Source organism: Cellulophaga sp. L1A9, from assembly GCF_009797025.1.
GTDB lineage: Bacteria > Bacteroidota > Bacteroidia > Flavobacteriales > Flavobacteriaceae > Cellulophaga.
In genome coordinates this window covers 3,662,716-3,688,500 of the sequence record NZ_CP047027.1, presented here as the reverse complement: position 1 = coordinate 3,688,500, position 25,785 = coordinate 3,662,716, and the positions used below count along the sequence as shown (strand labels likewise).

Genomic DNA, 25,785 nt, shown 5'->3' with positions numbered 1-25,785 from the left:
TGGTTTCATTTAGCTGTATATCAATAAGTTGTTGAAAAGTATTTTTATTTTCTCTTTCTCTTAATCTCCTATTTTCATACATTTATTACACCTTTTTTACACCTCGTAAATAATTTTTATTAATAAGGTGTAAAAATTACACCTCAAAGCTCGTTGTTATGAAAATCAATCTAAAGAAGAAAAAATTAAAAAACGGAAAGTCTAGTTTATTTCTTGAATTCTATAATGGGTATCGCATTGATAAAAACGGGGTCAAAAAGCACCTTAGAAAATTTGAATACCTAAAACAGTATGTTTTTGATAATCCCGCAAATGCAGAGGAAAAAAGAAAGAATAAAGAAACACTTCAATTGGCCGAAAACATACTAGCGATAAGAAAGGCTGAATATATTCAAGGGAAATACAAAATCAAGAACAATAAAAAAGGAGAAGTAACCTTTTTAGAGTACTATGAGCAGCTTAAAGAAGACCGCTTTGAAACCAAAGCGAATTATGGTAATTGGGATGCAGCACTAAAACATATCGAAAAATATTGTCCCGCCCATAAACAGCTAAAGGATATTGATACTGATTTTGTCAAAGGGTTTAAACGATATCTGAACACTAAAGCCAAAACCAAGAGTGGCACACCCCTATCTCAAAATTCCAAGTACACTTATTTCAATAAGTTTAAAGCAGCCTTACGGGAAGCCTATACCGAAAACTATTTGGAAGAAAATGTATTGCGCTCAGTTAAAGGTTTTGAGCAGGGCGAATCTACCAGAGAATATTTAACCTATTCCGAATTACAGGCAATGACACAAGCCGAGTGTAAGTACCCCGTACTAAAGAATGCTTTTATTTTTAGCTGTCTTACAGGTTTACGATGGAGCGATATTGACAAATTAAAATGGTCGGAGGTTCGAGACGAAGATACAGGCTCTAGAATTATATTTAGACAGAAGAAAACGGACGGACTCGAATATCTTTACGTTTCAGAGCAATCCAGAGAACTGCTAGGAAAGCGAGTCAACGAAAGTGATAGGGTATTTAAAGGCCTAAAATACGGTGCTGTTTACAATACCGAGATTTTAAGGTGGTGCATGAAAGCCGGAATTACAAAGCACATTACTTTTCATAGCGCAAGACATACCAATGCGGTACTACTGTTAGAGAACGGTGCAGATATTTATACAGTATCGAAACGTTTAGGACATAAAGAAATCCGTACAACAGAAATCTACACTAAGATTATTGATGAAAAAATGAAGGAGGCCGCTAATCTGATTCCTGAACTAGATTTAGAAATTTAATTGATAGCTTTAATTTTGATTCTATAAAAAAGCCCGTTCATCACACGGGCTTTTCATCAACCAACAAACAAAAATCTAATTTTTTAAAACCAGACTTTCCAATTGTTCTTTTTTCAAAACCAAAGTCCGGTGTGGGAAGGGAATCTCGATACCCTCTTTATCAAAGCGTTTCTTAATACTTTCAAGCACATCACATTTCAAAACAAAAGCATCTGTAAAACTGGCTGACCAAGCCCATGCACGAAGCGTAACTGCAGAATCTTCCAAGCGTATAACCCTTACAATTACTTTCTTTTTGTTATTGTATTTATCCAATTCGCTTCTGTGGTCCATTAGATTTGGATGGTCCTCGCACTCTTCACGCATAATGTGCTTTGCGAGGTCAATATCGCTGCCGTAGGAAATACCTATTTCTATCCACTCGCAGCACATACGTTCTCCCAAATCATAATTGATTAGCTTTTCTTTATTGATGACGGAATTAGGAATTACAATCATTTTATTCTCATAATTCCGAATGACCGTATGTCTTAGGGTAATGTCGGTTACCGTGCCAACCATTGTTGAATCAACTTTAATGATATCACCTATCTTAAATGGTTTGAACGAGATTATAAAAATTCCACCAACAAGGTTTGCCAATGCTTCTTGAGAGGCAACACCTGCAACTACAGCCAATACTCCGGCACCACCGAGGGCAGTCTGAGCGATTCCGCGTAGTGATGGAAAAGCTAGGATGGCAAGTATGGCTCCAATAAAATAGACAGAAAAAATAGCTAAATACCGAAGAAACTTATAACTGGTAGGGTCTTGTTCATCCTTTATTTTTTCTTTTATCGAACGTTTGAACCAAGTTTGCACCAATGAAGCAACTACCAATGTGATAACTGCAACTATACCTAAGTACAGCACTAGGTAGAAGTTTTGTGTGGCAACCTCATATTGTTCTTTGGCAATAAATATGAAAGCCAATGCCATAAAACCAAGAACAATCCAAAGAGCATTCAAAATCTTTTGAGTTAAATTTATAGTTGAAGGTTCCTCGCCAATATGTTTTTGACGCCACCTTCTCTCTAACCAGTCATGAAATTTCTTGGTTAGAAATCGTAGAACTAGAACAACTGCAACTACAATGATTGCATATATGATGATTTGTTTATTGGTATTCCAAAAATCTGTCATTGATACTTTTTAAATGATGATAAAATTGAATTTTAGGGCTTTTGCCATTCCAAGACTGGATACTTCAAATCAATTCGGAATTGAAAAGGTAGGCCTTGACTAAAATTCCCCAGTAGTTGCATTTCCTCTTTTGGTAAATCGGTTTCCACTTGAAAAACTATCTCCTTATCTGAACTGGTATCATAAGAAGCCTCTAGTAGGAAGGCTATTCTTTCAGTATCTTGATGACTAAAATCATCGACAACACGGATAGTTATTTGATTTTTAGATGTGTGGTTGAAATGTATCATTATGCTAAATTTAGATGGGTTGATTCCGCTTTATTTTCTCCAATTTGCTGCGCTCTCAGTTTTGCATCCGACCTTTTAATATCGCCTTTCCATATGTCTATAACAACATACATTACAGGAACAATCACTACCGTAAAAATTAAGGAACTCAATAATCCACCCATAAGCACAAGCGCAAGTCCATTTTTCCATTCAGCACCTGCGCCACTTGCAAATGCAATTGGAATCATGGCTATTACCATGGCAAGAGTTGTCATTAAAATAGGACGTAATCGAGTCAAGCCAGCTTTTTCAATAGCGACCAAAGTATTATCACCTTCTTTTTTGAATTGATTGGCCGCATCCACGATAAGTATGGCATTCTTAATGACCAAACCAACTAGCATAATTAAACCTAAAAATGTAAATACTCCAAGGCTCTCTTTGAACAAAGCAAGTATGAGAAATGCTCCGATAAGTGCGGTCGGGACAGAAAACATTACTACAAGTGGATACGCATAAGATTCGTATAGGGCCACCATTATTAAATACACTAAGATGATGGACATTAAAAGTGCCAAACCTAAACTCGCAAAAGCTTCCATTTGACTTTCCAGATCACCGCCCATTTCAAAGCTTACTCCATCAGGAAGCTCTATTTCTGAAATCATGGATTGCACGTTCGCAGAGACATCTCCAACGGGTAGACCAGCTACTTGTGCACCAATACTTAATGATGCGCGTTTGTTGTCTCGCTGTAATCTTGACGGACCTGTAGATTCGGTTACGGCAGCGAACTGTTGAAGTTCGATAAGTTCTCCTTTGGTATTCAGGAATGAGATTTTTTTAATGTCATTCACATTTCTACGGTTGAACTGGTCAAGCTTTACGTTGATATCATATTCATTTTCACCATCTCGGAATTTATACTGAGTATTTCCCGCGAATGCATTTTGCATGGTATTACCGACATCGCTCATTGTTAAGCTCAAAGCTGCCATTTTATCACGGTCAACAGTAATAGCTACTTCTGGATTCCCACCGCTTACAGAAAGCTCAACATCACGGGTACCGTTTACGGATTCTATTTTTGATTTTACTTCGTCTGCAGTTTGCATCAATTGGTCCATATTATCACCAACAAGCATTACCTGTATTGGACCTGCAGTACTTCCCCCCATCATTCCCGATGCGGCAGTTTTAAACTTTACCCCAGGAACACGTTTCATTAAAATAGTCTTAATATCACGAGCATAGGTTTCCGATGAAATCGTGCGCTCATCGGGGCTAATCATTTTCGCGCTAATCTGTGATTTGTTTGATGAGTTGCCACTTCCGCCTGTGCCAGTTCCAACTGTTGAAAATACCGAGGCTACGATATTATCTTGCATTAGAATATCCTCGACGGCTAGTGTGGCTAAGTTGGTTTCCTCTATAGTAGATTCTTTTGGTAATTCTAATTCAACAATGAATTCCCCGTTGTCACCGTTCTTTACGAACTCGCTTCCAATAAAGCCGAATACCATTAAAGATAATGCACCTACTACCATAGCTATTAAAGCAAAGGCTGTAATTCGTTTTCTAGAAAGCGTCCATTGTAGCGCATCCCTATAGAAATCATTGACACCATCGAGAAAACGCTCAAAGGCAATCATAGGCCGATGCCATATCGTTTTACTATCCAATTCGATAACCTTACTGAAGCGTGAAGCCAGTAATGGCGTTAAGGTAAAAGATACAATTAGTGAGATTGCAGTTGCAAAGGCAACAACAATGGCGAACTGCGTAAGCAAATCAGCAATTACCCCCGTAACAAAAGTTATGGGTAAGAAAACAGCAATCAAAACCAATGTAATGGACATTACCGAAAGACCGATTTTTTTCCAACTTTCCATCGCAGCTTCCATTCGGCTTTTGCCTTTTTCCATCTCGGCATGAATGCTTTCCAAAACCACAATACTATCATCGACAAGAATACCTACAACAAGTGATAACCCAAGAAGTGTCATCAGGTTTAGGGTGTACCCTAATTGATTCATTGCTATAAATGTTGCAACAATAGACACGGGAATCGAAACCATTACAATGATAGAGTCCCTCCAACTTTTTAAGAAAAACAACATAATGATAGCAACCAAACCAACCGCCAAAAGTAAATCAAAGATTACGGCATCGGCAGCCTCCAATGTAAAAACGGAACTATCTTGGGCTATTGCTATTTTCAATTCTTCATCGGCGTACTCAGCTTCTATTTTTTTAAGTTCCTTTCGAACGTCCTCCGCAACCTGAACCGTATTACCGTCGGACTGTTTAGAAATTGTAAGACCTATGGAGCTAATTCCATCGATTCTAGAAATAGTAGTCACATCTTTTGTAGTATCATATACTTCGGCAATATCTTCGATACGAACGCTTGTTCCCTCTTGACCAGTTTTGACCGTTAACCCTTTTATATCATCAATACTTTGAAACTTCCCCGATAGACGTACCGTTACCTGCTGGTCTTCATCTTTAATATTCCCTGTAGGGAAATCCAGATTCGCGGCTGCAATTGCCTGAGTTACCTGTAGAATGCTAAGTCCGTAAGTACTCAGTTTATCACGGTCAACATTGATTCGTATTTCACGCTCATTTCCACCTATTACCTGTACTTGGGCAACACCTTCAATTCTAGAAATGGTCTCCTTAATATCATTCTCGACAAGATTGTTAAACGCGTTCGCATCCATTTTCGAAGAAGCGCCCAATCTCATAATCGGCATATCATCCATTGAAAATTTATTGACGCTAGGCTGTTGTACCTGTTCCGGTAAACTACCCAAGATGTTGATTACTTTCCGCTGTGCATCCTGCAGCGCCTTGTCAACGTCAGCGTTATAAGTCAATTCAACACTTACTATCGAAATACCCTCCTGTGATGTAGAAGTAATACTTTTCACTCCTTCAAGTGCACTAACGGCATCCTCTATATTCGTAGTTACCGAGTTTTCAACTTCCGAAGGAGAAGCTCCGGGATAAACCGTGCTTATTGAAAGCATTGGTGAGCTCATTTTTGGTAGTAATTCATAGCCTAAACTTGAATAACTAATAATGCCTAAAAGAGCGATTATGGTAAAGACAACAACGGCCAGCGTAGGTCTTTTTACGGAAAGTTCTGTTATGGTCATGGTCTTAGTTATTTGTTACGGTTACTAAAGTGTTATTCGTCAAATTGATGATACCCTTGGTTACTACTTTCTCCCCATCATCCAATCCTGAAAGCACTACTACATTACCATCGATTACTGCGCCCACTTCTATTTTTTTAAGTTGCGCCTTGTCGTTTTCGATAACGTATACTGATGGACTCTGTAGCGACCCGACAATTGCTTGACGTGGAATCATTCTAGCTTCTGCCTCATTTGTTTTGAGCGCATCAAAATTGATTTCAGCGAAAAGTCCGGCTCTTAAATCATCAGATGTATTCGCTACTTCGATAGTTACCTTGAACTTTCGGGAAGCATCAGCTTTCACGCTAATCGTACTCACCTTACCTTCAAAGGTTTTTAAAGGGAATACATCTGTTTTAATGGAGACAACTTGACCCTTTTTGATTTTTGATAGGTTATCCTCGGCAATATTTACTTCGATTTTCAGTCGGTCAATCTGTACGATTTCAGCAATTTCGTTGCCCGGCATTACAAAACTGGTTTCTTCTACCATTAGTGAGTTGACAACTCCATCTATCGGGGATTTTACCACTGTAAAACCTAACTGCTGTTGTATCTGTGCAATGTTTGCCTTAGCGTTTTCCAGTTGTATACGTGAATCTTCCAAGGCACTTTGGCTTACTGCTCCTACCTTTTCCAGTCGCTCGTATCTCGCTACATCTTTTTCTGCTTTCGCGTAGGCTGAACGAGAACTACTTAGTTGAGAGTTCAGGGAAACCGCATCTACTTTTGCGATTATTTGCCCTTTTCGGATTTGTTGTCCTTCCTCTACACGCAAATATTGAATGCTTCCCTGTGATTCGGCCACCAATGTTACCTCTTCCCATCCTTTAAATTCACCAGTTGCAATAAGGCCTTGTGATATGGTTTTAGAACTTACAGTAGCTGTTTGAACAGGAATTGCAAAAACTTCCTCGACCATTTGCGCTTTCGCGGTCATTTCAGTTTTATTGCTGTAAAGTGTGTAGGCGATTGCCGCGATAATTACGACTGCTACGATCAAAATAATATTTTTTGTTTTCATCTGTATTAAAGGTTTGTTGTTATTAGTTGCTTGCGATTAGTTGTGATAATTGCCCACTTGTTCTAAGTATTCTGAGTTCCGATACTTTGGATTGTAATAGGGCGTTCAAGTAATTCGATTGCGCTTGTCTTAATGCAAATTCAGAGTCAAGTAGTTCGGTCAAATCAGCCACGCCTTCATTGTAGGAGGTCTGAATACCGTCGTAATTTTCCTGAGCGAGTTCCATGTTTTCTTTTTGACTGGCAATTTGACTTTGACTTAAAAGCATTTGCTGAACGGCATCTTCATAGTCTTTCTCTATGTTTATTTTGAGTAGTTTTTGGTCTTCTTCCAGTTTCTTGGTTTCCAATTGTTTTTGTACCACACGTTTCCTTCTTGAAAATCCATCGAAAATGTTCATCGATGCGGAAAGGCCCCATGTACCGTTCCATTGGTCTACGTAAGAAGGTTGTTCAAAAGTGAACTCATTTGTATTTCCTAGATAATTGTAGTTAAAGAAGGCGCTCAACTTGGGTAAGTAATTGGCACGTTCCACCTTTTGGTCGATAACCGAAAGTGCGACCTGCTTATTCAATTGTTGATATTGAATATTGGATGTTATCGTCAAGCTGTCTTGTAAAGGAAAAGCCTCATTATCCTCTAACCTCTCCGTTAGATTGATAACATCATCCATGGGAATGTATAGATAGAGTTTTAATAATCTTTTCTGTTCGCCTAATTGATATCCAGCATCTTCAATCTGAGTGCGAAGGTTACTTCGATTTACTTTCAGTTGATTGACATCCAATTTTTTGATGATACCTTCCTTGTACTTGGCATCCGACAGTTCTATTAGATTGTTGGTACGCTCAAAGTTCTCTTCCAAAAGTTCAACTTGTTTAGTCGTCACTTGAATTTGGATATATACTTGAATGACATTGATAATCAAATCTTGGGTAGATTGTAAAACAGTAAGGTTCTGAATTTCTTCTAAAGCTTTGGCCGCACGAATTGAACTGAACAACTGAAAATTCAATAGTTGTTGCTCCACACGGGCACCACCTGAAAAGCTATAGCGATTACCAAAAGCAACACCGATGGTAGTGCCTGGCTCTCCGCCAAATACTTCAGCGGGTAGTTGTTGTTCCGCCAAAGAAAAGTTGTCTGAAAATCCCCCAGTAGCGGATATTTGCGGTAAGGCTCTACCTTTTACTTCTGCAATTTGTGCGGCAATGATGTCTTGGTCAATTTTGGTTTTCGATAATGTTATATTATGCTCAACAGCATAGGCTATGGCCTGTTGTACCGTAAAGTCGAATTGTGTCTGCGCACTTGAGATGTAAGTGGCAAGAAACAGTATGATGGTTATTTTTAGTTTCATTAGTTTTGTTATTTATACTTAGTTCTGAATTAAAAGAACTAATTTTAATAAAAAAATAGTTTTTTAATTTTTCCAGTTCTTGATTAATTTGATACTCTCCTTTTGATAGTACTCGATGAACTCTGTAAAGTCTTTAAGTTGATTATTAAATTCTTCCGTGCTATCAGTTCTGTTCTCTAAAATTTCTTTGATTACTTGATTGTAACCACTTAACCCTTCCATACTATCGATGAACGAATTTTGCCATTGACCCAACTTTGAATGGAAATAGCGCTTTCTGTCTCCTGGTTTAGTCTTGTAGCCGATACGTTTTGATAATAATAAATTGTTGATAGCGTTACTAGTTGCACTTTTGCTTAATGATACGCCTTCCTTTATCTGGTCGAAAGTAAGTTCTACTTCATCAGCAACGGTGAGAAGGGCATTTACCCTAGCAGCAGCAGGTGAAAGACCCATTGCTTCTTGAACAACACCGAAACTTTCAATGAGTTCTTTTTGTTTTGATGTTAGCTTGTTTTCCATGATATTTAAATCTGATACAAACATAACGGTTTCTTTAGTTCTTTTATTAGAGAACTAAAAGAATTGTTATATAATTAACATATGTAATTAATTGTGAAATCCCAATTCTAAAACCAAGCCCTTGCGGAAGTCAGGCAAACCTTCCTCTCCAACCCTCCCCTAGCGCACACGCTACGCCAGTACGCTAGTGAAGTCTTTCCGCTCCAGTTTTCCCCGACATCCTCTGAGCCGCGCGAAATCACAAACGGCTAAAAGGCCGCTTGACCTTTCCTCCCCCTCCCCACAAAAATTTTCTCAAATGATGTCGAATTTTCAATGTGTTTTAAAGTAGTCTTCAATACCTCACTTTTAAATATCTCGGTAATAAATACTCATCTATCGTCTCTTCTATCCCTAAAACCTGTCAGTATATCCACGATTCACCTCATTACACACAGAAAATAGTAACTTAGAAGTATGCCTGATTTAATTAAATATCTGTTATTGGCATCTTTCGCATATGTTTATGTGCGATTGTTAATTCCGTATGTAGGGTTCTTTGCTCGTTTTATGTTCAATGAATCTTCACAATATGATAAATACATTGAAAAACCAAGATTGGTTTTTTATGGTATTGGACTCCTTTTAATGCATTCAAGTTATTCGTCTATACTAGAATATTTGGAACCGTTGCGAGGGTTTTTCTTTTATGCCAATTGCCTAATGTTTATGGGTGGTATTGCAATGAGCCAGATAACTTGGTCTAAAAGGTTTAAAAATGTGTTTATCCCAAAAATTCAAGAAAAACTTAAGAAGAAAAATAATTTTAGCCTCCTAGCCACAAATGACCAACTGAAAGAACTTTATCGTGGATTGGTTAACTATGATATGATACTCATAGAGCGAACGGATAAAGATGATTTTATCACGGTTTTTAAGGAGGATTGGTATACCCATAAATCTAAAATACATTTCAAGCTAGATGCTCCAAGCTGTCGTGAGTTCTACGAATTGTTTAAAGTTGGCTTCCCGAAAAATACAATGAGCGTAATCGACTTTTTCAAAAGATCAGACACTATCCGCAGGGAAGATGGCAAACCATACAAATACGCTACGGTAAAAGATGCCAAATCGAGAACTCCGATTTCTAAGAAAAGTGAAGAACTCAAAACCATCTTTTCTCGCCTTTAGCTTCGTTTGCTTGCATTTTTCCTGATTCCGTGTGCATTGCATGAATTGCACACGTTTCCCTTTACTTCCTATAGTAGTTTAGCACCAGAATTCAATTAATAAGAACAAAAGCTTTTGTCCATTGTTTAATCCAAAATTAGAAAGAAATGGACTATCTGGAATTAGAAGAACGGCTCGACCGTATCGAACGTTTATTGGTGGCAAATAAAGAAGTGCTCACTTTTGAGGAAGCTTGCGAATACACAGGAATATCAAGGAGTTACTTATATAAGTTAACCGCAGCAAAGGAAATCCCGCACTCTAAACCAAACGGCAAAATGTTGTTTTTTGAGAAGGCCAAGCTTAATATTTGGTTGCTGCAAAACCGTAGAAAATCAAAAGCTGAAATTGAGAATGAAGCGTTGGAATACACCTTTAAAAATAGACAGGTTTAGATTAGTAAATAATTTTTTAAATCATCATTAAATACTCTTTCTCTCTTAAATATTTTGATGATAATACATGATTAAATTTTTATGGCTAGGGAGAAGGAAGAAAAATAAAAACAGTACTAATAATTACATCTGAGTGAGAATTCAAGATGTGTCATTGTCATGACAAATCTTGCTTTTGCTCCCGAAGGTCGCAAAAGGATAGGAACTAGTAATTGAGTTTCGGATATGTGATTTAGTAAAAGGTAACATAAGGAATATAGATACGAAAAATCTAAAATGAAAAAGGAGTTTGTACAATTTCGGTGTTCTATTTATGAAAAGAAGCTCTTAAAAATAAAGGCGAAAAAGAGTGGACTTTCCATAAGTGAGTACTGTCGTCGTGCCGCTTTTGACCTTAGGATTGTTGAACGGTTTTCTGATGAACAAATCAATGTATACAAATTATTGGTTCAGTATCAGGTCAATTTTAAACGCATCGGAAATATGTATAAAAAACGGAATCCAAAATTATCAGAAGAAGTGGTACAGTTGGCTAATGAAATACGGAAACATCTTTACAATTTTAAGAAATGATAGGAATGGGAAAATCTATATCGCACACAGGTGCTTCCATGAGTTATGGTTGGGATGAGGAAAAAGAAGCCAAAGTTGTCTATCGAGAACATTTGGCGGGCGACAACCCTAAAGAGATTACTCAAGAGTTTAAAATTATACAATCGCAAAACCAGCGATGCAAAAAGAACACCATGAGTTTTGTGCTGAGTCCCACCATAAAAGACGGACAAGAATTGAAGGACAAACAACTTAAAGAAATCACACAACGATTTGTACAAGAAATGAAATTACAAGAACGACAAGCGATTGCATTTGTACATCGGGATAAAAATCATTTGCACATTCATTTATATGTGAATCGTATTGGTTTTGATGGCAAGGCGTACAAAGACAACTTTATTGGTAAAAGAAGTCAACAGGCAGCGGAAAAAGTGGCACAGCAAATGGGATTGACCACAGTTCGAGAGGTACAGCAAGAAAGGTTGAATGAAATTCAAGGTGTACGACAAGAAATAAAACAAGTTCACGAAAAGGTTCTAACCGAAATGAAACCCAAAGATTTTGACCAGTATATCAAATACATGAAACAAAGAAATGTGGAAGTTATTCCAAGCATCAACAAATCAAATCGGTTGCAGGGCTTTCGCTTTGCATACAAAGGTCAAAATCTAAAGGGAAGTGAAGTACACCGCTCCATGTCAATGTCAAGAATCGCAGAGCGAATTGGTTTTGATAAAACTGCTTCTCAAAAAATAGTGAAGGACAATACGTTAGAATTAATGGGCAAGACTGTTGGTATATCGCCCAATATCGCAGCCACAATTTCTAAAAGGTTTATCAAAATAGCAATTAAGAAGACAATTGGTTTAGCAATGGAAATATAAGATTATGGCAAAATTGGATGAAATAGCAGAGTTGTTGACGGAAGAAATCAAAGGCTTCGAAAACTCGGTTAACCGAATGGAAGAATTAAAAAAATTTTTAATGACCTTTAAAGTACAAGCCGATATTTCAGATATCGATTTTATCTTAAAGCGATACAACGACCATCAAAAGAAAGCGGTTGAAGACCAACATAAGCTGATGGCCAATGTGGTCTACTACATTAAAAAATCCATCACGTTTCCAAAGTGGGCGATAAAATTATTCTGGGGGCTGTTGGTTTGCATTGTTTTGGTATTGGGGTTTTCAGTTTATAAAGTATCTCAAATTTCTGAATTAAAGCAGGAAGCCTTCGAGCAAGGCGAAGAAAAAGCAGTTGCGCATTTTAGGATTTTCTTCGAGGACAGCCCAGCGGCAAGTGAACTCTATCAAGAATGGCGCGAACCCAAAAGCAAAAAGTAAGATGCGCCCTATTCGGTTTTTGCTTAACGTTTATCTGCCGGAACACTACAAAAACCGGACAGGATCCACGCGCAAAGTATTTGGGTAAGATTTGGGGAGTTTCTTCCTTCATTTGTTAGAAGAAATTTTAACTTTGCGAGGCCGCATTCTTCCACAACCATTTTTTCCCAATTTATTAGTAATACCCCTCAATTTTCATAAAAGAGAAATGAAATGTTAGATAATATTAACTTAATAAGAAACATTGGCAAATTCAGTTCAGTAGATTCTGGTTCTCAACTTAATCTTCAAGAGCTTGCTTTGATCTATGCGGAGAATGGTAGAGGTAAAACAACTTTAGCTTCTATACTTCGTTCCTTGGGTAGCCAAGATTCATTGCCAATTATACAGCGTAAAAGATTAGGCGGGCAAGGTGAACCCCACGTTGTTATCACAGATAGTAACTCAAGTCGTGCTGTTTTCCAAGATGGTTCTTGGAACGAAACTTTATTCAATATATTGGTTTTCGACGACCATTTTGTCACGGATAATATCTATGCGGGGACAAATGTTGAAACCGGTCACAGACAAAATTTACACGAACTTATTATTGGGGCGGAGGGAGTTGCTTTAAATGCCCGTCTGCAAAGTATAGTAAGCCGAATTGAACGGCACAATCAAGTTTTGCGAGAAAGAGGTGCTCAGATTACTTCCCAAATGCGTTATGGTCTTTCAGTAGATCAATTTTGTGCGTTGCAAAATTCTGATTCTATTGACAGCGATATAGAAGAAACTGAGAGAGCACTATCTGCCGGTAGAAAGGCTGCAGCAATCGCTCAAAGAAATGAATTTGTTCCTTTAGCCATACCTAATTTCGAGATGGAGACGCTAGGCATATTGCTCTCAAGGGTCTTGCCAGATATTGAAGCAACTGCATTGGAACAAGTTCAAAATCATATTGATGCACTAGGCGAAGGAAGTGAAAGTTGGGTTGGAGATGGAGTGAATATGGTGAATGATGGAGAGTTGGAAGATTGCCCTTTTTGCCAGCAAGATTTGAACAATTCCCAAATAATAAGCCTTTACCAATCATTTTTTAATCAAGAATATCTTGCCTTGAAGGAGGAAGTTGCGAGTGCGCTGGCCAATTTAAGAACAAACCATCGAACTGAAGTTTTGACCGCCTTTGAAAGAAATGTAAGGAGGCTTTCTGATGATAGACAATTTTGGGCAGAATTTATTCAAGTTCCAGAACTAAATATTGATACGGCGGCTATTACGCAATCATGGCGTTCCTCTTTCGAGGCGTTTCAGTCATTGCTAAATTCCAAAATGGAATCTCCCTTAGAAATTATACGGATTGACACGGAAACTGAAGAAATTATCAGCCAATATAATTTGAGGAGAAATGCCTTATCCGCACTAAACACAATTTTTCAAGAAGCAAACCAAGAGGTACAGCGCATTAAAGAAAGTTCAGCTGCTTCGAACATTTCAACTTTGGAAGCTGATTTAAATCGTTTAAGAGCTATCAAATCAAGATATACCGAGGACATAATATTACTTTGTGACAATTATACTTCGGAAATCACACTTAAAAACGCCACGGAAATTGAGCGTACAGAAGCACGGGCAGCCTTGGATGATTATAGAAATAGGGTATTTCCACAATATCAGGAGGCAATCAACAGGTACTTAGGTAGATTTAACGCAGGTTATCGGCTTGATAATGTAAGTTCCGTAAACAACCGTGGTGGTTCTAGCTGTAATTACAATGTGCTCATTGAGAATATTGCTGTTCCTATTTCGACCTCAAATGATAGTGAACCATCTTTTAAGACAACTCTTAGTTCAGGTGATCGAAATGCACTAGCCTTAGCATTCTTTTTTGCATCAATTGAAATGAATCCTTCAAGGGAAAGTCTGATAGTGATTATTGATGATCCAATGACAAGTCTTGATGACCATAGAACTTTGACCACAATCCAACAAATTAGAGAACTTGTACCTATCGTAGAACAAGTGATTGTATTATCACACTCAAAACCTTTTCTATGTAATTTATGGACCGCAGCGCAAAACATGCCGCCATCCTCGATGAAAATTACTCGTTCGGGATCCTCTTCAACCCTTTCAAATTGGGATGTACGAGCCGATAGCATTACAGAACACGATCGAAACTACGCTCTTGTTACTGATTTTATCGAGAATGGCAATGATGAGAATGAACGTCAAATTGCATTTGCTTTAAGACCGATGCTGGAGGCATTTGTTCGGGTAACCTGTCCAAACATATTTCCCCCTGGTTCACTTCTTGGTCCTTTTATTGGCAGGTGTCAACAAAGAGAAAACACGCCGAATCAGGTATTTCCAGAGCAAAAACGTGTAGAGCTTCGCTCTTTACTGGATTACGCAAATCAATTTCATCACGATACAAACCCCGCATGGCAGACCCAAATTATAAATGACCAAGAACTCTTAGGTTATTCCAGAAGAACTATTTCCTTTATAAATCTTTAAATAACAAAATATGTAAATATATTACCAAATATGTAATTTATTTTATATATTTACGTTCTAATAAACACCATTTGTTCAGTGCACGTCATATCATTTAAAAAGCTAAGGGAGTATTTTTCGAAAGAAACCAATGCTAAAGTGGCCTTACAAGATTGGTATAAAAAAGCAAATAAAGCCGAATGGGATAGTTTTGCCGATTTAAAGAACACTTTCAATTCAGCTGACAGCGTTGGAAATGGAAGGTTCGTTTTTAACGTCAAAGGAAATAATTACCGAGTTGTTGCCATAGTACGATTTAAGTTTAAGAAAGTATTGATACGATGGGTGGGCAATCACCGGGATTACGACAAAATAAAGAATATAGATACCTTATAAGATTATGGGAAAATTAATAACACACGCAGCATATGTAAAAGCGAATCTTCGCTTAGAAGAGTTGATAGATGTCGTGGATGATAATACCCCAACGGATGACCCTTTAGCAAAAGAGTTTCTAGAGATTACAGATATTATTGAACAGTACGAAGAAATACATTTCCCTATCGGTTTACCAACCTTACACGAAATGATTGAGCTACGTATGTTTGAAATGGGGCTAAAGCGAAAAGATTTAGCCGCGCTATTGGATACAAGTGCATCAAGAATAAGCGATTATCTGAACGGAAAAAGGGAAATCACCTTGAACGTTGCTAAAGCCTTGCATCAAAAATTGAATATTGATAGCGATATTATTCTACAATAAAGATAGCATGGAAAGCATCAACCTAACAAAAGAAAGCAAAAGTGTTCACCTATTTTCCACCTTGAACGCCCCTACCCTAGTGTTTATGGGCAAAAGAAGATACTGTATTGTAATCATTTATTGACACTCTATTGGCAAAAGAAAATACTGAATAATAGATAAATAAATGGATTACCCAAATTAGTATAAACAGATTTGATTTATTTGGCTTCATACTTTTTAATTATTTATTTAAATTCATCTAATAAATACCCATTTTTATCTACCTTATCTTTAAAGTTTTCTCCTGTAGGTTTATGTCTATCTAACCAAAGCATTAGCATAGGCAAATCAATTCTAAATTGAGCATCAGTAACTTTTACCATCCCAAGGTTCATCAAATTTAGGGATAACCTTTCTTCTTAAAACTTTATCTATTCCCCAACCACCTAAACCGTGCGCTCCTTCAGCATCTTGGTCTGCCATATCTTGATATTTTTCAATGGTTTTTTTATTGGTTTTAGAATAAATAGGAACAGCTACTACACCTTGTTCGTGTTGTACAAAAGCTAAATCCCATTCGTAAGCATCTTGTCGTTTTTCGAGCGGGTTGTCTTTATATTTACCATAAAAGAGTTCGTAAAACTGTGTAATGGCATAATCGCAAATACCAATATTTAATTCGTTTAATATTGTTTCTACATCGTTAGCTACAAATGTAAAACCTCCATCCATTATTTTTAGAGAATTAACCAATTTTTTAGCACCTTTTAACCAGCGTGTTTTATGTTTAGTGTCGTTTGTTATTTTATCATCGAGTAGAGTATAAAAATCTGCCATTTGTGAAAAAGGTGCTAATACGCCTTGTAATTTATGTTCTAAAATATATATACAAGCATTTTTCCAAATATCATCGTTAGCTTCACGGTTTTTTGAAACCTCTATATGTGACCCCATATTCCTATATTATTTGACTTATTGGTTTTGCCATGCTAATTCAAATAATTCCTGTCTGCTTAATGTTATTTTTTCCATCTTGAATCGTATATTTTCATTATATTTGACTGTTCATGTAACATGAACATGTAAAATAGTTGAACAAATGCTAAGTACAATTTACTTAAATGATTTTTTTGAAGCCCTTGGTTTTAATACCGAAGTGCTCTACCACGAAAATCGTAAAGAAACCTCTGAAAAAATTTATTCTATAGATGGAGAGCGCGTATTTGTAGAGTTTAAAAACGAAGTAAGACCACAAAATATTTCCCATTTTGAAAAAACTAGAAGTCAAGAACTTCCTGTTTTAGTAGCATCAAAATACATAACTCCTAAAGCAAAAGAGACATTAAAAGCTAAAAAAATAAATTATATAGATAGTTTTGGCAATGCCTTTTTAAATCTTGACAACCTTAAACTATACGTTGAAAAAAACAACGCCAAACCAGTATACAATGAATATTCAGAAGTTTTTACTCCATCAGGAGGACAAATACTATTTCATTTACTTCAAAATCCTGAACTAATAAATGCTACTTATCGACATTTAGCTGAAATAAGCAAAGTATCATTAGGCAGTGTGAGTAAAACAATAAACGGTCTTTTGAATGAAGATTTTGCAGTTAAACAGAATACTGAAAAAAAATATCAATTGGTAAGACGAGAGGAATTACTAGAGAAGTGGGTTACTTTAGTTAATGAAAAAATCTTACCTGCTCACAAAATAGGTAGCTATATATTTATAAATTCCGAGCAATTTAAAATAAATGAAATCGATCCTGGTATAGAAAGCTGTTGGGGAGGGGAGTATGGCGCAAAACTTATTACAAATTATTTATACTCTTCACAATACTCTCTATTTACAACAGAGAAAGAAAATCTAATGAGAGATTTTAAAATGGTCCCAGATAAAGACGGCAATATTAGTGTTTACGAACCTTTTTGGAAACCAAAAAGTATTGAATTTCAGACAACTAAAGGTAAAATCGCTGTAAATACATTATTAGTCTACGCCGAACTAGTATACAGCGGTAATGACAGAAACATAGAAACCGCTAAAATAATCTTTGATGAGTATATCAAACCTAACTTATAAAGATTATTCTTTTGCTAATCACGGAGAAGTGTATCAAATTTTAGAGGAGGTCTTCGCAGCAAATAATATTACCTATTATCTAATAGGCGCAAATGCGAGAGATGTTCAACTTTATCGTATAGGTATTAAACCTACAAGAAATACTGCTAATATAGATTTTGCCGTAATGGTACCGGACATTGATAAATATAATATGTTGTTCGAGGAATTGTGTAGTAAAGGGTTCAAAAAAACTAGTGAAGTATATCGGTTATTGTATGATAAAACCAATACTATATTAGACCTGTTGCCTTATGGTGAAATAGAACAAAATCACACAATAAATTTTGACCAAAGAGATATGGAACTATCTGTTTTAGGTTTCAAAGAGGTTGGTGAACAAGTTGAAGAAGTCCTAATTAAGGAAGCGGGTTTTTCATTACCAACAACTCCTGTGGTTGGGCTTATCATTCTTAAATTAGTTTCTTGGAGTGATAAAAAAGATAGGACTAAAGATTTAGAAGACATTTCATTGCTATTGAATCATGGCTGGCATTTCTATGAAAGTGAAGCTTATGAGAACCATTTAGACCTTTTTGATGATAATTTTGAAATGACCAAAGCCGCAGCTAGAATTGTAGGAAGAAAAATGAAACCAATTTTAGCCTCGAATAAAAAATTACACCAAACCATTATGAACATTTTAGAAGATGCTATACTCGAAAAACCAAAAGCAAACACCACCGAAATTAATCTTGCTTTGAATATGAAGAAATCTCTTCAGGAAGTTCAAGGTATTTTAAGTGAAATTAAAAAAGGTATTAAAGAATAAAATAACAATTAATAAATGAAAATAATTCTAACTTTATTATTTCCGACTAATGTTTTGCCATGTAGTGCAATTCAAAATTCTAGTGGTTTTGAACGAGAGCTTTCATAAATTACAGGAGATTTCAAAGAAGCTATTATGGATGAAGATAAGTGTGAAGACCTCAAAAATGAAGCTGAAGATATTACTGAACAAATCAAAGAACTTTTAAAAAAGACGGAAGATCTTTCTGTTGTAGAAATCTCCAAACTTAAACAACTAAAAACAGAGACCGAAGAGTTTGACACCTTATTGCTGTAAAATTGTATTGAGGTGTACTTTAGATGTAATAAAAGTACAAATAACATCAATACAAGGGTAATGAAAAGAGAAATAATTAATTGTAAATTGCTGATTGTCAAATAAAAGAAAGCAAAACATAACTATAGGAAAACATATTTATTTTCCAATACACTATATACTATTTTTATGGGGTTTGCTTTAGGATTTATGGGATGGATAGAACAAATACCTTTGTTTTTTATGATACCTTTATTACTGATGCTAGTTTTAATAAAAACTAAGCTAAAGCAAAAATGGTTTATCGCTTATGTTTTTTCAATATCTTCTAGTTATTTATTAAATTATTTATGGATGTTCTCAAACAATACACACGATAAAATATTATTCTCGCCTGATGAAATTAATTTAATATATTTTATTATTCCTAGTCTGATAGTTTCTATTTTATGTAATTGGTTCATTTTTAGAAAAGCATATATAAAATTAGGTATATAAATTCCATAAATCAAAATGCTTTGTGAGTATTTACAAAATCTAAATAACAAAGAACTGAGGTGAAAAACGAACAAATTATCCTTTAATCTGAGACACTATTATTCTAGGCTCGATAGATTCTAAAATTAGGTTCTAAGAGCCTTTTTTATTCGATTTATCTTCTATTTATTTAGGCAATATACAAATGTAAGTTTCATCATAAGGTCTGCCAGATTTTGCAATAGCAAAGGACTGTTAAAGTAATTTGTTGGCAACGGCTATCAATGCCAGTTTCTTACGCTAGACCTTGTTCATGATGTACCCATATACCTCTCTACATGCTTTTCGAGTGTTTACAGGCATTGAAAGAACATAGAAAAATAGATTATTAAGCATAAACTAAAAATTATTACACTCAACATACTGATAATCCTTGACTAATAAAATTCAATAAATTATTGATTCGTACGATTCACTTCATAAACGTAGGACAAATTGTCGGTAGAAATTAAGCTTGCAATTTATAGTTAGTGAATTCGAATTATAAACTGTCCTATTTTTAGGGAAGCCTACACTAAAAACTTTTTTGGTTTAATATAGATGTAGCGCACCAAAAGATAATAAGTATCTAGGACTATGTATTTCCGATAAGGATTGAAGGCTAAAAGAAGCTAAAAAAACAACTTTGCTTTTTTACTTCGCTAAGTAGTGTTTAATTAGAATTAGCAGAAAAGTAATTTAAATAGAATTCCTAATTACTGAAGTTTTTTATTAAATCAATTCCTGATCAGCTGCAACTAAAAAATTACTACTGTTTAATTTTAGGGAATAAAAAAACTGTTTTACAAAATACATTAGGTACATACCCCCTATTATATTTTGCAAAACAGTTTCTATTTTAAGTTTAGAAATAGTTGTTATGCCTCACAGCTCGCACAATCTTTTTTCTGCTTAAATTTTTGTGCTGCATTCATACTATGCTGATAGTAAAGAGATTTTAAACCAAGTTTCCAAGCGGTTACATGGATTTTATTGATCTCTTTTACAGGCATATCAGGATGAACAATAATATTAACAGATTGTCCCTGATCAATATGATTTTGTCTATTTGCAGCTTGATAAATTATATCTAACTGATCTATTTCAGAATAGGTTTTGAACACCTCTTTTTCTAAATCAGATAAAAAATCTAAATGCTGCACAGAACCGTCGCGTTCACGAATGCTATGCCATACTTCCGTTACATTCTGTCCTTTCTCTTCTAACAAATCAACTAAAAACGGATTTTTAATTGTTGTTTTTATTTTTGCGATATCTTTCACATAAATATTAGACCAGATAGGTTCTATACCTTGCGAAACTTGTCCTAGTATAAAGGCTGATGATGTGGTAGGCGCTACTGCGTTCAATGTAGCATTACGTCTTCCATATCCTTTAAGAACAGCTGGCTCACCAAATATACTTGCCAATTCTTCAGATGCCTTGTATGATTTTGATTTTATAGTTCTAAAAATCTCGTTATTTAAATCGTATGCTTTTTGACTATTAAAAGGAAGCATTTCTGACTGTAATAAAGAATGCCATCCTAATACGCCAAGACCTAATGCTCTGTTATCTTTTGCGAAATTGTAAGCACGCTCCATAAACATAAATGTTTGTCTGTCTTCTCGTCTTTCTGAATCGCGATACGCTTCTAACTTCTCAAGAAATTCTGTAATAACAGCATCTAAAAAATACACCATAGTTTCTACAGCATCTGTATCTTTCCATTTGTCATAATGCATAACATTAATTGATGATAGCACACAAACAAAAGACCAATTATCATTAGACGGTAACATTATTTCTGTACAAAGATTACTGGCATAGATTGTATGGTTATTATCTTTATAAACATCTGCAGCTCCATTGTTTGCATTGTCTTTAAAGAAAATATAAGGATACCCCATTTCTCCTCTACGTTGTAATACTTTTGCCCAGATAGCACGTTTATCTGTATCACCATCTATCATTGCCTGCATCCATTCATTGGTTACAGTTACTCCATGAGTTAATTCTTGGATAGGATTTCCTTCTGTACCAATTTCTAAAAATTCAGAAATATCTGGATGCTCTACAGGCAAGTATGGTGAAAATCTTCCGCGACGAACAGAACCTTGACTTACTACATCAACCATAGATTCAAAAAGCTGCATGATATGTACTGCCCCGGAAGCCTGACCGTTATTTTTAACTTCGGCCCCACGATGTCTAATTTTTCCAAAATAGCCAGAAGTACCTCCACCCATTTTAGACATCATACCAACTTCAGATTGGGTATATAAAATATTCCCCATATCATCATCAATATGCGACCCAAAACAGCTAATTGGCAAACCTCTTTCTTTTCCAAAATTAGACCAAACAGGTGATGCTAATGAATAGTACCCATCAGACATATAGCCATAAAATTTATCTGAAAAACCAGGCATATCTAATAACTGCTCTGCTCTATCTGCAATTTCACGAATACGTTGCTCTGCGGTTTCGCCACCTGTTAAATAACCAGAATTTAAAAAATTACGGCTATGTTCTGTTAACCATTCAAATCCTGGAGCTGAATTTTCTTTATGATTTTTTAAAGCTTCTTTTCTTGCTTTTAAAAGTTGTTCGGTTTCTGTAGTCGTAGACGTTTTATTGTCTTTAGTCGTGTTTATTTCGTTCATCTAAAAAAGGTCGTCACTGGTTATACTTTGTGTTCTTTTGCTATAGTTTATAGAGCGTTTTACGAAGAAATCGCCGTGTTTGGTACCAATAATTTCGTCATCAAACCACTCCGTCTGCGCTATTAATTCTTCGTTTACTTCAAATATTTTTTCGATACCGATACTTTCTAACGAATTGTTAAATCGGTTTTTTATAAATTCATTTACCACATCCTTAGGTAAGAAATCAAGCTCACCCTTTTCAAAAATCCAATCCACAACACTACTTTCTGCTGTAAAAGCATCTTTACACATTTGTTGTATCGTATTATGATAATCTGCATCAAACCAATCTGGGTTTTCTTTCTTGATAATTTTAATAATATCAATTCCAAAATCACCATGAATTTGCTCTTCTTTTGAAGTTGCTTCTACAACATTTGAAACCCCTTTCAACATATTCTTATGCTTATTGAAAGCCATAATAATCAAGAACTGAGAAAATAATGAAACGTGTTCTATAAAGAGAGAAAATAGCAGAATAGACTCCGCATAATCTTTATTATCCTCACTTTTAGCGTTTTTTAAGGCAGTTTCTAAATACTGCACTCTTTTCATGATCGCTGGTTTTTTCTTTAAATTCTTGAATTCATTATTCAAGCCTAGAATTTCAAGAAGGTGAGAATACGCATCTGCATGACGTACTTCACTTTCTGCAAATGTAGCCCCAACAGATCCTATTTCAGGTTTTGGCATTTTGTGATAAATATCACCCCAAAAACCCTTAACAGCTACTTCAATTTGAGAAATAGCTAACATAGTATTTTTAATAGCGCTTTGTTCGGTATCGGTAAGGCGTGTTTTAAAATCTTGAATATCACTTGTAAAATTAAATTCAGAATGAATCCAATAAGAATGACGAATCGCGGGAACATACTCATAAAGTTCCGGATATTCGTAAGGCTTTAAATTTATACGCTTCTCAAAAATATTTGATTTTCTCTTTTGCGACTGCTCATTACGGTATAGAATGTAGGCTTTAGCAACATCGAAAAAACCAGCCTCCATCAACTTGGTTTCTACAAAATCTTGCACTTCTTCTACTGTTGGCGTGTAGTTAACAACCGTTTCTTCACGTTCTAAAAGTGCCTCGTAAACATTTTTTGAAATCAAATCTGCATCAACCTTAACACCATGATTCACAGTCGTCATTGCTTTTAATATGGCATTTGAAATCTTATTTAACTGAAAGGGTTTTGTAGTAAAATCCCTCTTGATGAGATGCGTTATTTTCATTTGATATCTACGGATTAAAATTGTTGCTCTAAGAGAATACAAAGGTCTATAAGATATTGTGGTTTTTCACTATACCTTCATTTTGTTTTTCCACATTTTATAAACAATTCCTTAATAAGATTTTAAACAGACTTATAATCAACGCGTTGAAGCCCCTATTTAAAGGCGTAAATGAAGTGCTGTTTTTTTTATAATTTTTATACATAAAAACCATAATCCATATTATTTAATGGCAACATCCTGAACAAGAGCACTAAAGTAGTATCGTCTTAAATTACAGAAGCAATATGCTTTCACCCCGTAATTAAATAAAATTATTAGTTTAAATGATATTCATCAGCATTGCATAAATTCATTCTAATTACCTTCGTACACGTCTAAATCTAAATAGTCCTAGAACAGTAGTCAAGAGTTTAAATTAGTAAGCTATTATGTTCTAAGACGAAATACTATTTAAATACAAAACTATGCTTTGGTACCTGATACTATTCAATTTCTTTACGGTTCAAGGAAATCTAGAATCCCCTCCAAACAAAACCTTATGGTTTGATATCATCTATAAAGAGAAAACTATTGGAAGTTTAAAAGCGACGAAAACCAGCAAGAATGCTAAAATAACCTACCATACATCAAGTACTATTAATTTTAGACTTATTAAAGAATTTGCTGTAAACTATAAATATGATGTGAGTTTTGATGCAGAACTCTTAAAAAAAGCAGTGGTAAACATTAGTATAAATGATAAGTCGCATGCAAAAACACTCACCCAATGGCATGAGAACGAGTATCACATTGAAAAAAACGGAAAGACGGAAGCTCCTCTAGAAAGTACCATTAATTACGCTACCATCTTATTGTACTTTGTAGAACCTTTAAACGTTACAGATTGTTATTCTGAGCAAGACGGTAGTTTTAATACCATAATTCCTTTAGGCAATCATGGCTACAAGAAAATAAATGCCAACGGCAAAGAAAATGAGTATTATTATAAGCATGGTGTCTTAGAAAAAGCGGTGATAGATGGCGGACTCATATCCTTTGAAATGCAACTGCGCGAATAGTTTTTAGATAAAAGCGGATAAGCCTACCCTCCTACTTGTTGATGGTAATTTCAAAAATTGGACCTTAGAAATAAGCACCAATTCCAAGAAAATTATCAGTTCAAGTGATGTTTGTATAGCCTAGTCAAACGACAATAGTATCGAACCACCTCATTGACAAGAATGCTTCTCGATACTAATTTAAAGCAAGAAAAAGCTTCAAATTCACTCGAAGTGACAACAGCATTCAAAAAAACGCAATGTCAGTTCGAGTGGTTTTTGTGCAGGGCAACGAAACAAAAATTGTAGCGAACCACCTCAGTGACAAGAATGCTTCTCGATACTAATTTAAAGCAAGGAAAAGCTTGAAATTCACTCGAAGTGACAACAGTATTCAAAAAAACGCATTGTCAGTTCGAGTGATTTTTGTGTAGCCTAGCCAAACAAAAATAGTAGTGAATCACCTCAGTGACAAGAATACTTCTCGATACTAATTTAAAGCAAGAAAAAGCTTCAAATTCACTCGAAGTGACAACAGCATTCAAATTAAAAACGCATTGTCAGTTCAAGATCCAAAATAAAATTTAAAATAAAATGTATCTTTTTTAAGGTATATCGGTCTACTTACTGAACCTTAAAAATTAGAATACTATGAATACTTGTAAATGCACCAATTGTGACTGTGCCAAATGTAATTGTAAAAATTGCATGGAAAGTAATTGCTCTTGTTCTACATGTGAATGTACTAAATGCACTTGTTGCTAATATCATGAAAAGCTAGTTTTTTAACTAGCTTTTATTTATTTTACAGTTATGAAAACTCAAAACATATGGAACAAATTCAGTGATGAACTTTATTTCTTCATTTTAAAAAAAACAAAAAGTAAAGAGGCCACAAATGACATTTTCCAAAACACTTTTCTGAAAATTCATGAAAATATATCTAAACTAAAAAAAGATGAAAAAGCTAGGGCTTGGATTTTTCAAATAGCTAGAAACGAAATAGCCAATTACTATACGAAGGAAGCTATTTATGTGGAGAAAAACAGCGTGAATATAAGTGAGCCGTTACAAGAATATCAATCGGTCTGTTGCTTTGATAAATTCATAGATGATTTACCGGAGATTTACAAACAAGTGATTGAATTGATCTATATCAAAGGGCTAAAGCAAAAAGATATTGCCACACAATTAGATATTAGTCTTGAAAATGTAAAAGTAAGAATTAAAAGGGGCAAGGATATTTTAAAGAACAAATTCAACACATGTTGTAAATATGAGTTTGATAAAAATGGAAAGTTAATTGGGGAGTCTAATTGTGCTGCTTGTAAAGCGAGCTAGAAAAAGCCTCTAAACGAGCTACTGAAGCAGAAAACAACTAATTTCTTCTTTAGGCTATAAACTTTGAGTCGTCTAAAAGCTTAGCTGTTGCTTACGATCTTAGTCATATCTTAGCAACACAATGTAACTCAGATTGTAAAAAAAAATTAAAAACGTCTTACAACAAAACCTATAATTAATGCGACGG

The 25,785-nt window shown here is 35.3% G+C and carries 24 protein-coding genes; 14 read left to right on the top strand and 10 right to left on the bottom strand.

Features of this window, described 5'->3' with window-relative positions; genetic code table 11:
* The first annotated feature begins 158 nt into the window (after window positions 1–158).
* A complete protein-coding gene (locus GQR94_RS16325; RefSeq protein WP_158976962.1) occupies window positions 159–1,292 on the top strand; it encodes a site-specific integrase in 1,134 nt (377 codons plus the stop codon).
* Window positions 1,293–1,367: 75 nt separating this feature from the next.
* On the opposite strand, the gene GQR94_RS16320 is transcribed toward GQR94_RS16325, so the two are convergent.
* The 6 genes from GQR94_RS16320 to GQR94_RS16295 form a co-directional block, all read right to left on the bottom strand.
* A complete protein-coding gene (locus GQR94_RS16320) occupies window positions 1,368–2,474 on the bottom strand; it encodes a mechanosensitive ion channel family protein (RefSeq protein ID WP_158976960.1) in 1,107 nt (368 codons plus the stop codon).
* A 32-nt stretch (window positions 2,475–2,506) separates the two neighbouring features.
* Complete coding sequence (locus GQR94_RS16315) at window positions 2,507–2,764, bottom strand: hypothetical protein (RefSeq protein WP_158976958.1); 258 nt, start codon at window positions 2,762–2,764, stop codon at window positions 2,507–2,509.
* A complete protein-coding gene (locus GQR94_RS16310) occupies window positions 2,764–5,910 on the bottom strand; it encodes an efflux RND transporter permease subunit (RefSeq protein WP_158976956.1) in 3,147 nt (1,048 codons plus the stop codon). The genes GQR94_RS16315 and GQR94_RS16310 overlap by 1 nt, the downstream gene beginning before the upstream one ends.
* 4 nt (window positions 5,911–5,914) lie before the next feature.
* Window positions 5,915–6,976 carry an efflux RND transporter periplasmic adaptor subunit gene (locus GQR94_RS16305; protein ID WP_158976954.1) on the bottom strand — a complete coding sequence of 354 codons (1,062 nt, stop codon included), beginning with the start codon at window positions 6,974–6,976 and terminating at the stop codon, window positions 5,915–5,917.
* Between the two features lie 22 nt (window positions 6,977–6,998).
* Complete coding sequence (locus GQR94_RS16300; RefSeq protein ID WP_158976952.1) at window positions 6,999–8,336, bottom strand: TolC family protein; 1,338 nt, start codon at window positions 8,334–8,336, stop codon at window positions 6,999–7,001.
* 63 nt (window positions 8,337–8,399) lie between these two features.
* On the bottom strand, window positions 8,400–8,882 hold the full coding sequence (locus GQR94_RS16295) for a GbsR/MarR family transcriptional regulator (RefSeq protein ID WP_233268375.1): 483 nt from the start codon (window positions 8,880–8,882) through the stop codon (window positions 8,400–8,402).
* A gap of 432 nt (window positions 8,883–9,314) precedes the next feature.
* Here GQR94_RS16295 and GQR94_RS16290 point away from each other — a divergent pair, with 432 nt between their 5' ends.
* From GQR94_RS16290 to GQR94_RS16260, 8 genes are all read left to right on the top strand, one after another.
* Window positions 9,315–10,028 carry a hypothetical protein gene (locus GQR94_RS16290; protein ID WP_158976950.1) on the top strand — a complete coding sequence of 238 codons (714 nt, stop codon included), beginning with the start codon at window positions 9,315–9,317 and terminating at the stop codon, window positions 10,026–10,028.
* Between the two features lie 146 nt (window positions 10,029–10,174).
* Window positions 10,175–10,462 carry an AlpA family transcriptional regulator gene (locus GQR94_RS16285; protein ID WP_158976948.1) on the top strand — a complete coding sequence of 96 codons (288 nt, stop codon included), beginning with the start codon at window positions 10,175–10,177 and terminating at the stop codon, window positions 10,460–10,462.
* 276 nt (window positions 10,463–10,738) lie between these two features.
* A complete protein-coding gene (gene mbpA / locus GQR94_RS22875; RefSeq protein ID WP_304487877.1) occupies window positions 10,739–11,035 on the top strand; it encodes a mobilization protein MbpA in 297 nt (98 codons plus the stop codon).
* 5 nt (window positions 11,036–11,040) lie between these two features.
* A complete protein-coding gene (locus GQR94_RS16280; protein WP_370458257.1) occupies window positions 11,041–11,901 on the top strand; it encodes a relaxase/mobilization nuclease domain-containing protein in 861 nt (286 codons plus the stop codon).
* Between the two features lie 4 nt (window positions 11,902–11,905).
* The gene (locus tag GQR94_RS16275) at window positions 11,906–12,361 is read left to right on the top strand and encodes a DUF6730 family protein (protein ID WP_158976944.1); all 456 of its coding nucleotides are present in this window, start codon (window positions 11,906–11,908) and stop codon (window positions 12,359–12,361) included.
* Window positions 12,362–12,574: 213 nt separating this feature from the next.
* Window positions 12,575–14,860, top strand: a complete 2,286-nt coding sequence (locus tag GQR94_RS16270; protein ID WP_158976942.1) for an AAA family ATPase — start codon at window positions 12,575–12,577, stop codon at window positions 14,858–14,860.
* Window positions 14,861–14,938: 78 nt separating this feature from the next.
* Window positions 14,939–15,235, top strand: a complete 297-nt coding sequence (locus tag GQR94_RS16265; protein WP_158976940.1) for a type II toxin-antitoxin system HigB family toxin — start codon at window positions 14,939–14,941, stop codon at window positions 15,233–15,235.
* 4 nt (window positions 15,236–15,239) lie between these two features.
* The gene (locus GQR94_RS16260) at window positions 15,240–15,602 is read left to right on the top strand and encodes a type II toxin-antitoxin system HigA family antitoxin (protein ID WP_158976938.1); all 363 of its coding nucleotides are present in this window, start codon (window positions 15,240–15,242) and stop codon (window positions 15,600–15,602) included.
* 227 nt (window positions 15,603–15,829) lie between these two features.
* Here the strand turns inward: GQR94_RS16260 and GQR94_RS16255 are convergent, their stop codons facing one another.
* Together GQR94_RS16255 and GQR94_RS16250 are read right to left on the bottom strand one after the other, a co-directional pair.
* On the bottom strand, window positions 15,830–15,967 hold the full coding sequence (locus GQR94_RS16255) for a hypothetical protein (protein ID WP_158976936.1): 138 nt from the start codon (window positions 15,965–15,967) through the stop codon (window positions 15,830–15,832).
* A complete protein-coding gene (locus GQR94_RS16250) occupies window positions 15,951–16,538 on the bottom strand; it encodes a hypothetical protein (protein WP_158976934.1) in 588 nt (195 codons plus the stop codon). Before GQR94_RS16250 ends, GQR94_RS16255 begins: the two co-directional genes overlap by 17 nt.
* 145 nt (window positions 16,539–16,683) lie before the next feature.
* Between GQR94_RS16250 and GQR94_RS16245 the strand changes: the two genes are divergently transcribed.
* The 3 genes from GQR94_RS16245 to GQR94_RS16235 all read left to right on the top strand — a co-directional run bounded on the left by GQR94_RS16245 (window position 16,684) and on the right by GQR94_RS16235 (window position 18,781).
* Entirely contained in the window at window positions 16,684–17,673 is a 990-nt protein-coding gene (locus GQR94_RS16245; RefSeq protein ID WP_158976931.1) for a type IV toxin-antitoxin system AbiEi family antitoxin, read from the top strand.
* Window positions 17,648–18,484 carry a hypothetical protein gene (locus tag GQR94_RS16240; protein ID WP_158976929.1) on the top strand — a complete coding sequence of 279 codons (837 nt, stop codon included), beginning with the start codon at window positions 17,648–17,650 and terminating at the stop codon, window positions 18,482–18,484. The genes GQR94_RS16245 and GQR94_RS16240 overlap by 26 nt, the downstream gene beginning before the upstream one ends.
* A 135-nt stretch (window positions 18,485–18,619) precedes the next feature.
* On the top strand, window positions 18,620–18,781 hold the full coding sequence (locus tag GQR94_RS16235) for a hypothetical protein (protein ID WP_158976927.1): 162 nt from the start codon (window positions 18,620–18,622) through the stop codon (window positions 18,779–18,781).
* A 1,373-nt stretch (window positions 18,782–20,154) separates the two neighbouring features.
* Here the strand turns inward: GQR94_RS16235 and GQR94_RS16230 are convergent.
* Together GQR94_RS16230 and GQR94_RS16225 are read right to left on the bottom strand one after the other, a co-directional pair.
* Window positions 20,155–21,942, bottom strand: a complete 1,788-nt coding sequence (locus tag GQR94_RS16230; protein ID WP_158976925.1) for a ribonucleoside-diphosphate reductase subunit alpha — start codon at window positions 21,940–21,942, stop codon at window positions 20,155–20,157.
* Window positions 21,943–23,217 carry a ribonucleotide-diphosphate reductase subunit beta gene (locus GQR94_RS16225; RefSeq protein ID WP_158976923.1) on the bottom strand — a complete coding sequence of 425 codons (1,275 nt, stop codon included), beginning with the start codon at window positions 23,215–23,217 and terminating at the stop codon, window positions 21,943–21,945.
* Window positions 23,218–23,684: 467 nt separating this feature from the next.
* Between GQR94_RS16225 and GQR94_RS16220 the strand changes: the two genes are divergently transcribed.
* Complete coding sequence (locus GQR94_RS16220) at window positions 23,685–24,278, top strand: DUF6134 family protein (protein ID WP_158976921.1); 594 nt, start codon at window positions 23,685–23,687, stop codon at window positions 24,276–24,278.
* A 792-nt stretch (window positions 24,279–25,070) separates the two neighbouring features.
* Complete coding sequence (locus GQR94_RS16215) at window positions 25,071–25,598, top strand: sigma-70 family RNA polymerase sigma factor (RefSeq protein WP_158976919.1); 528 nt, start codon at window positions 25,071–25,073, stop codon at window positions 25,596–25,598.
* The last annotated feature ends 187 nt before the right edge of the window (window positions 25,599–25,785 follow it).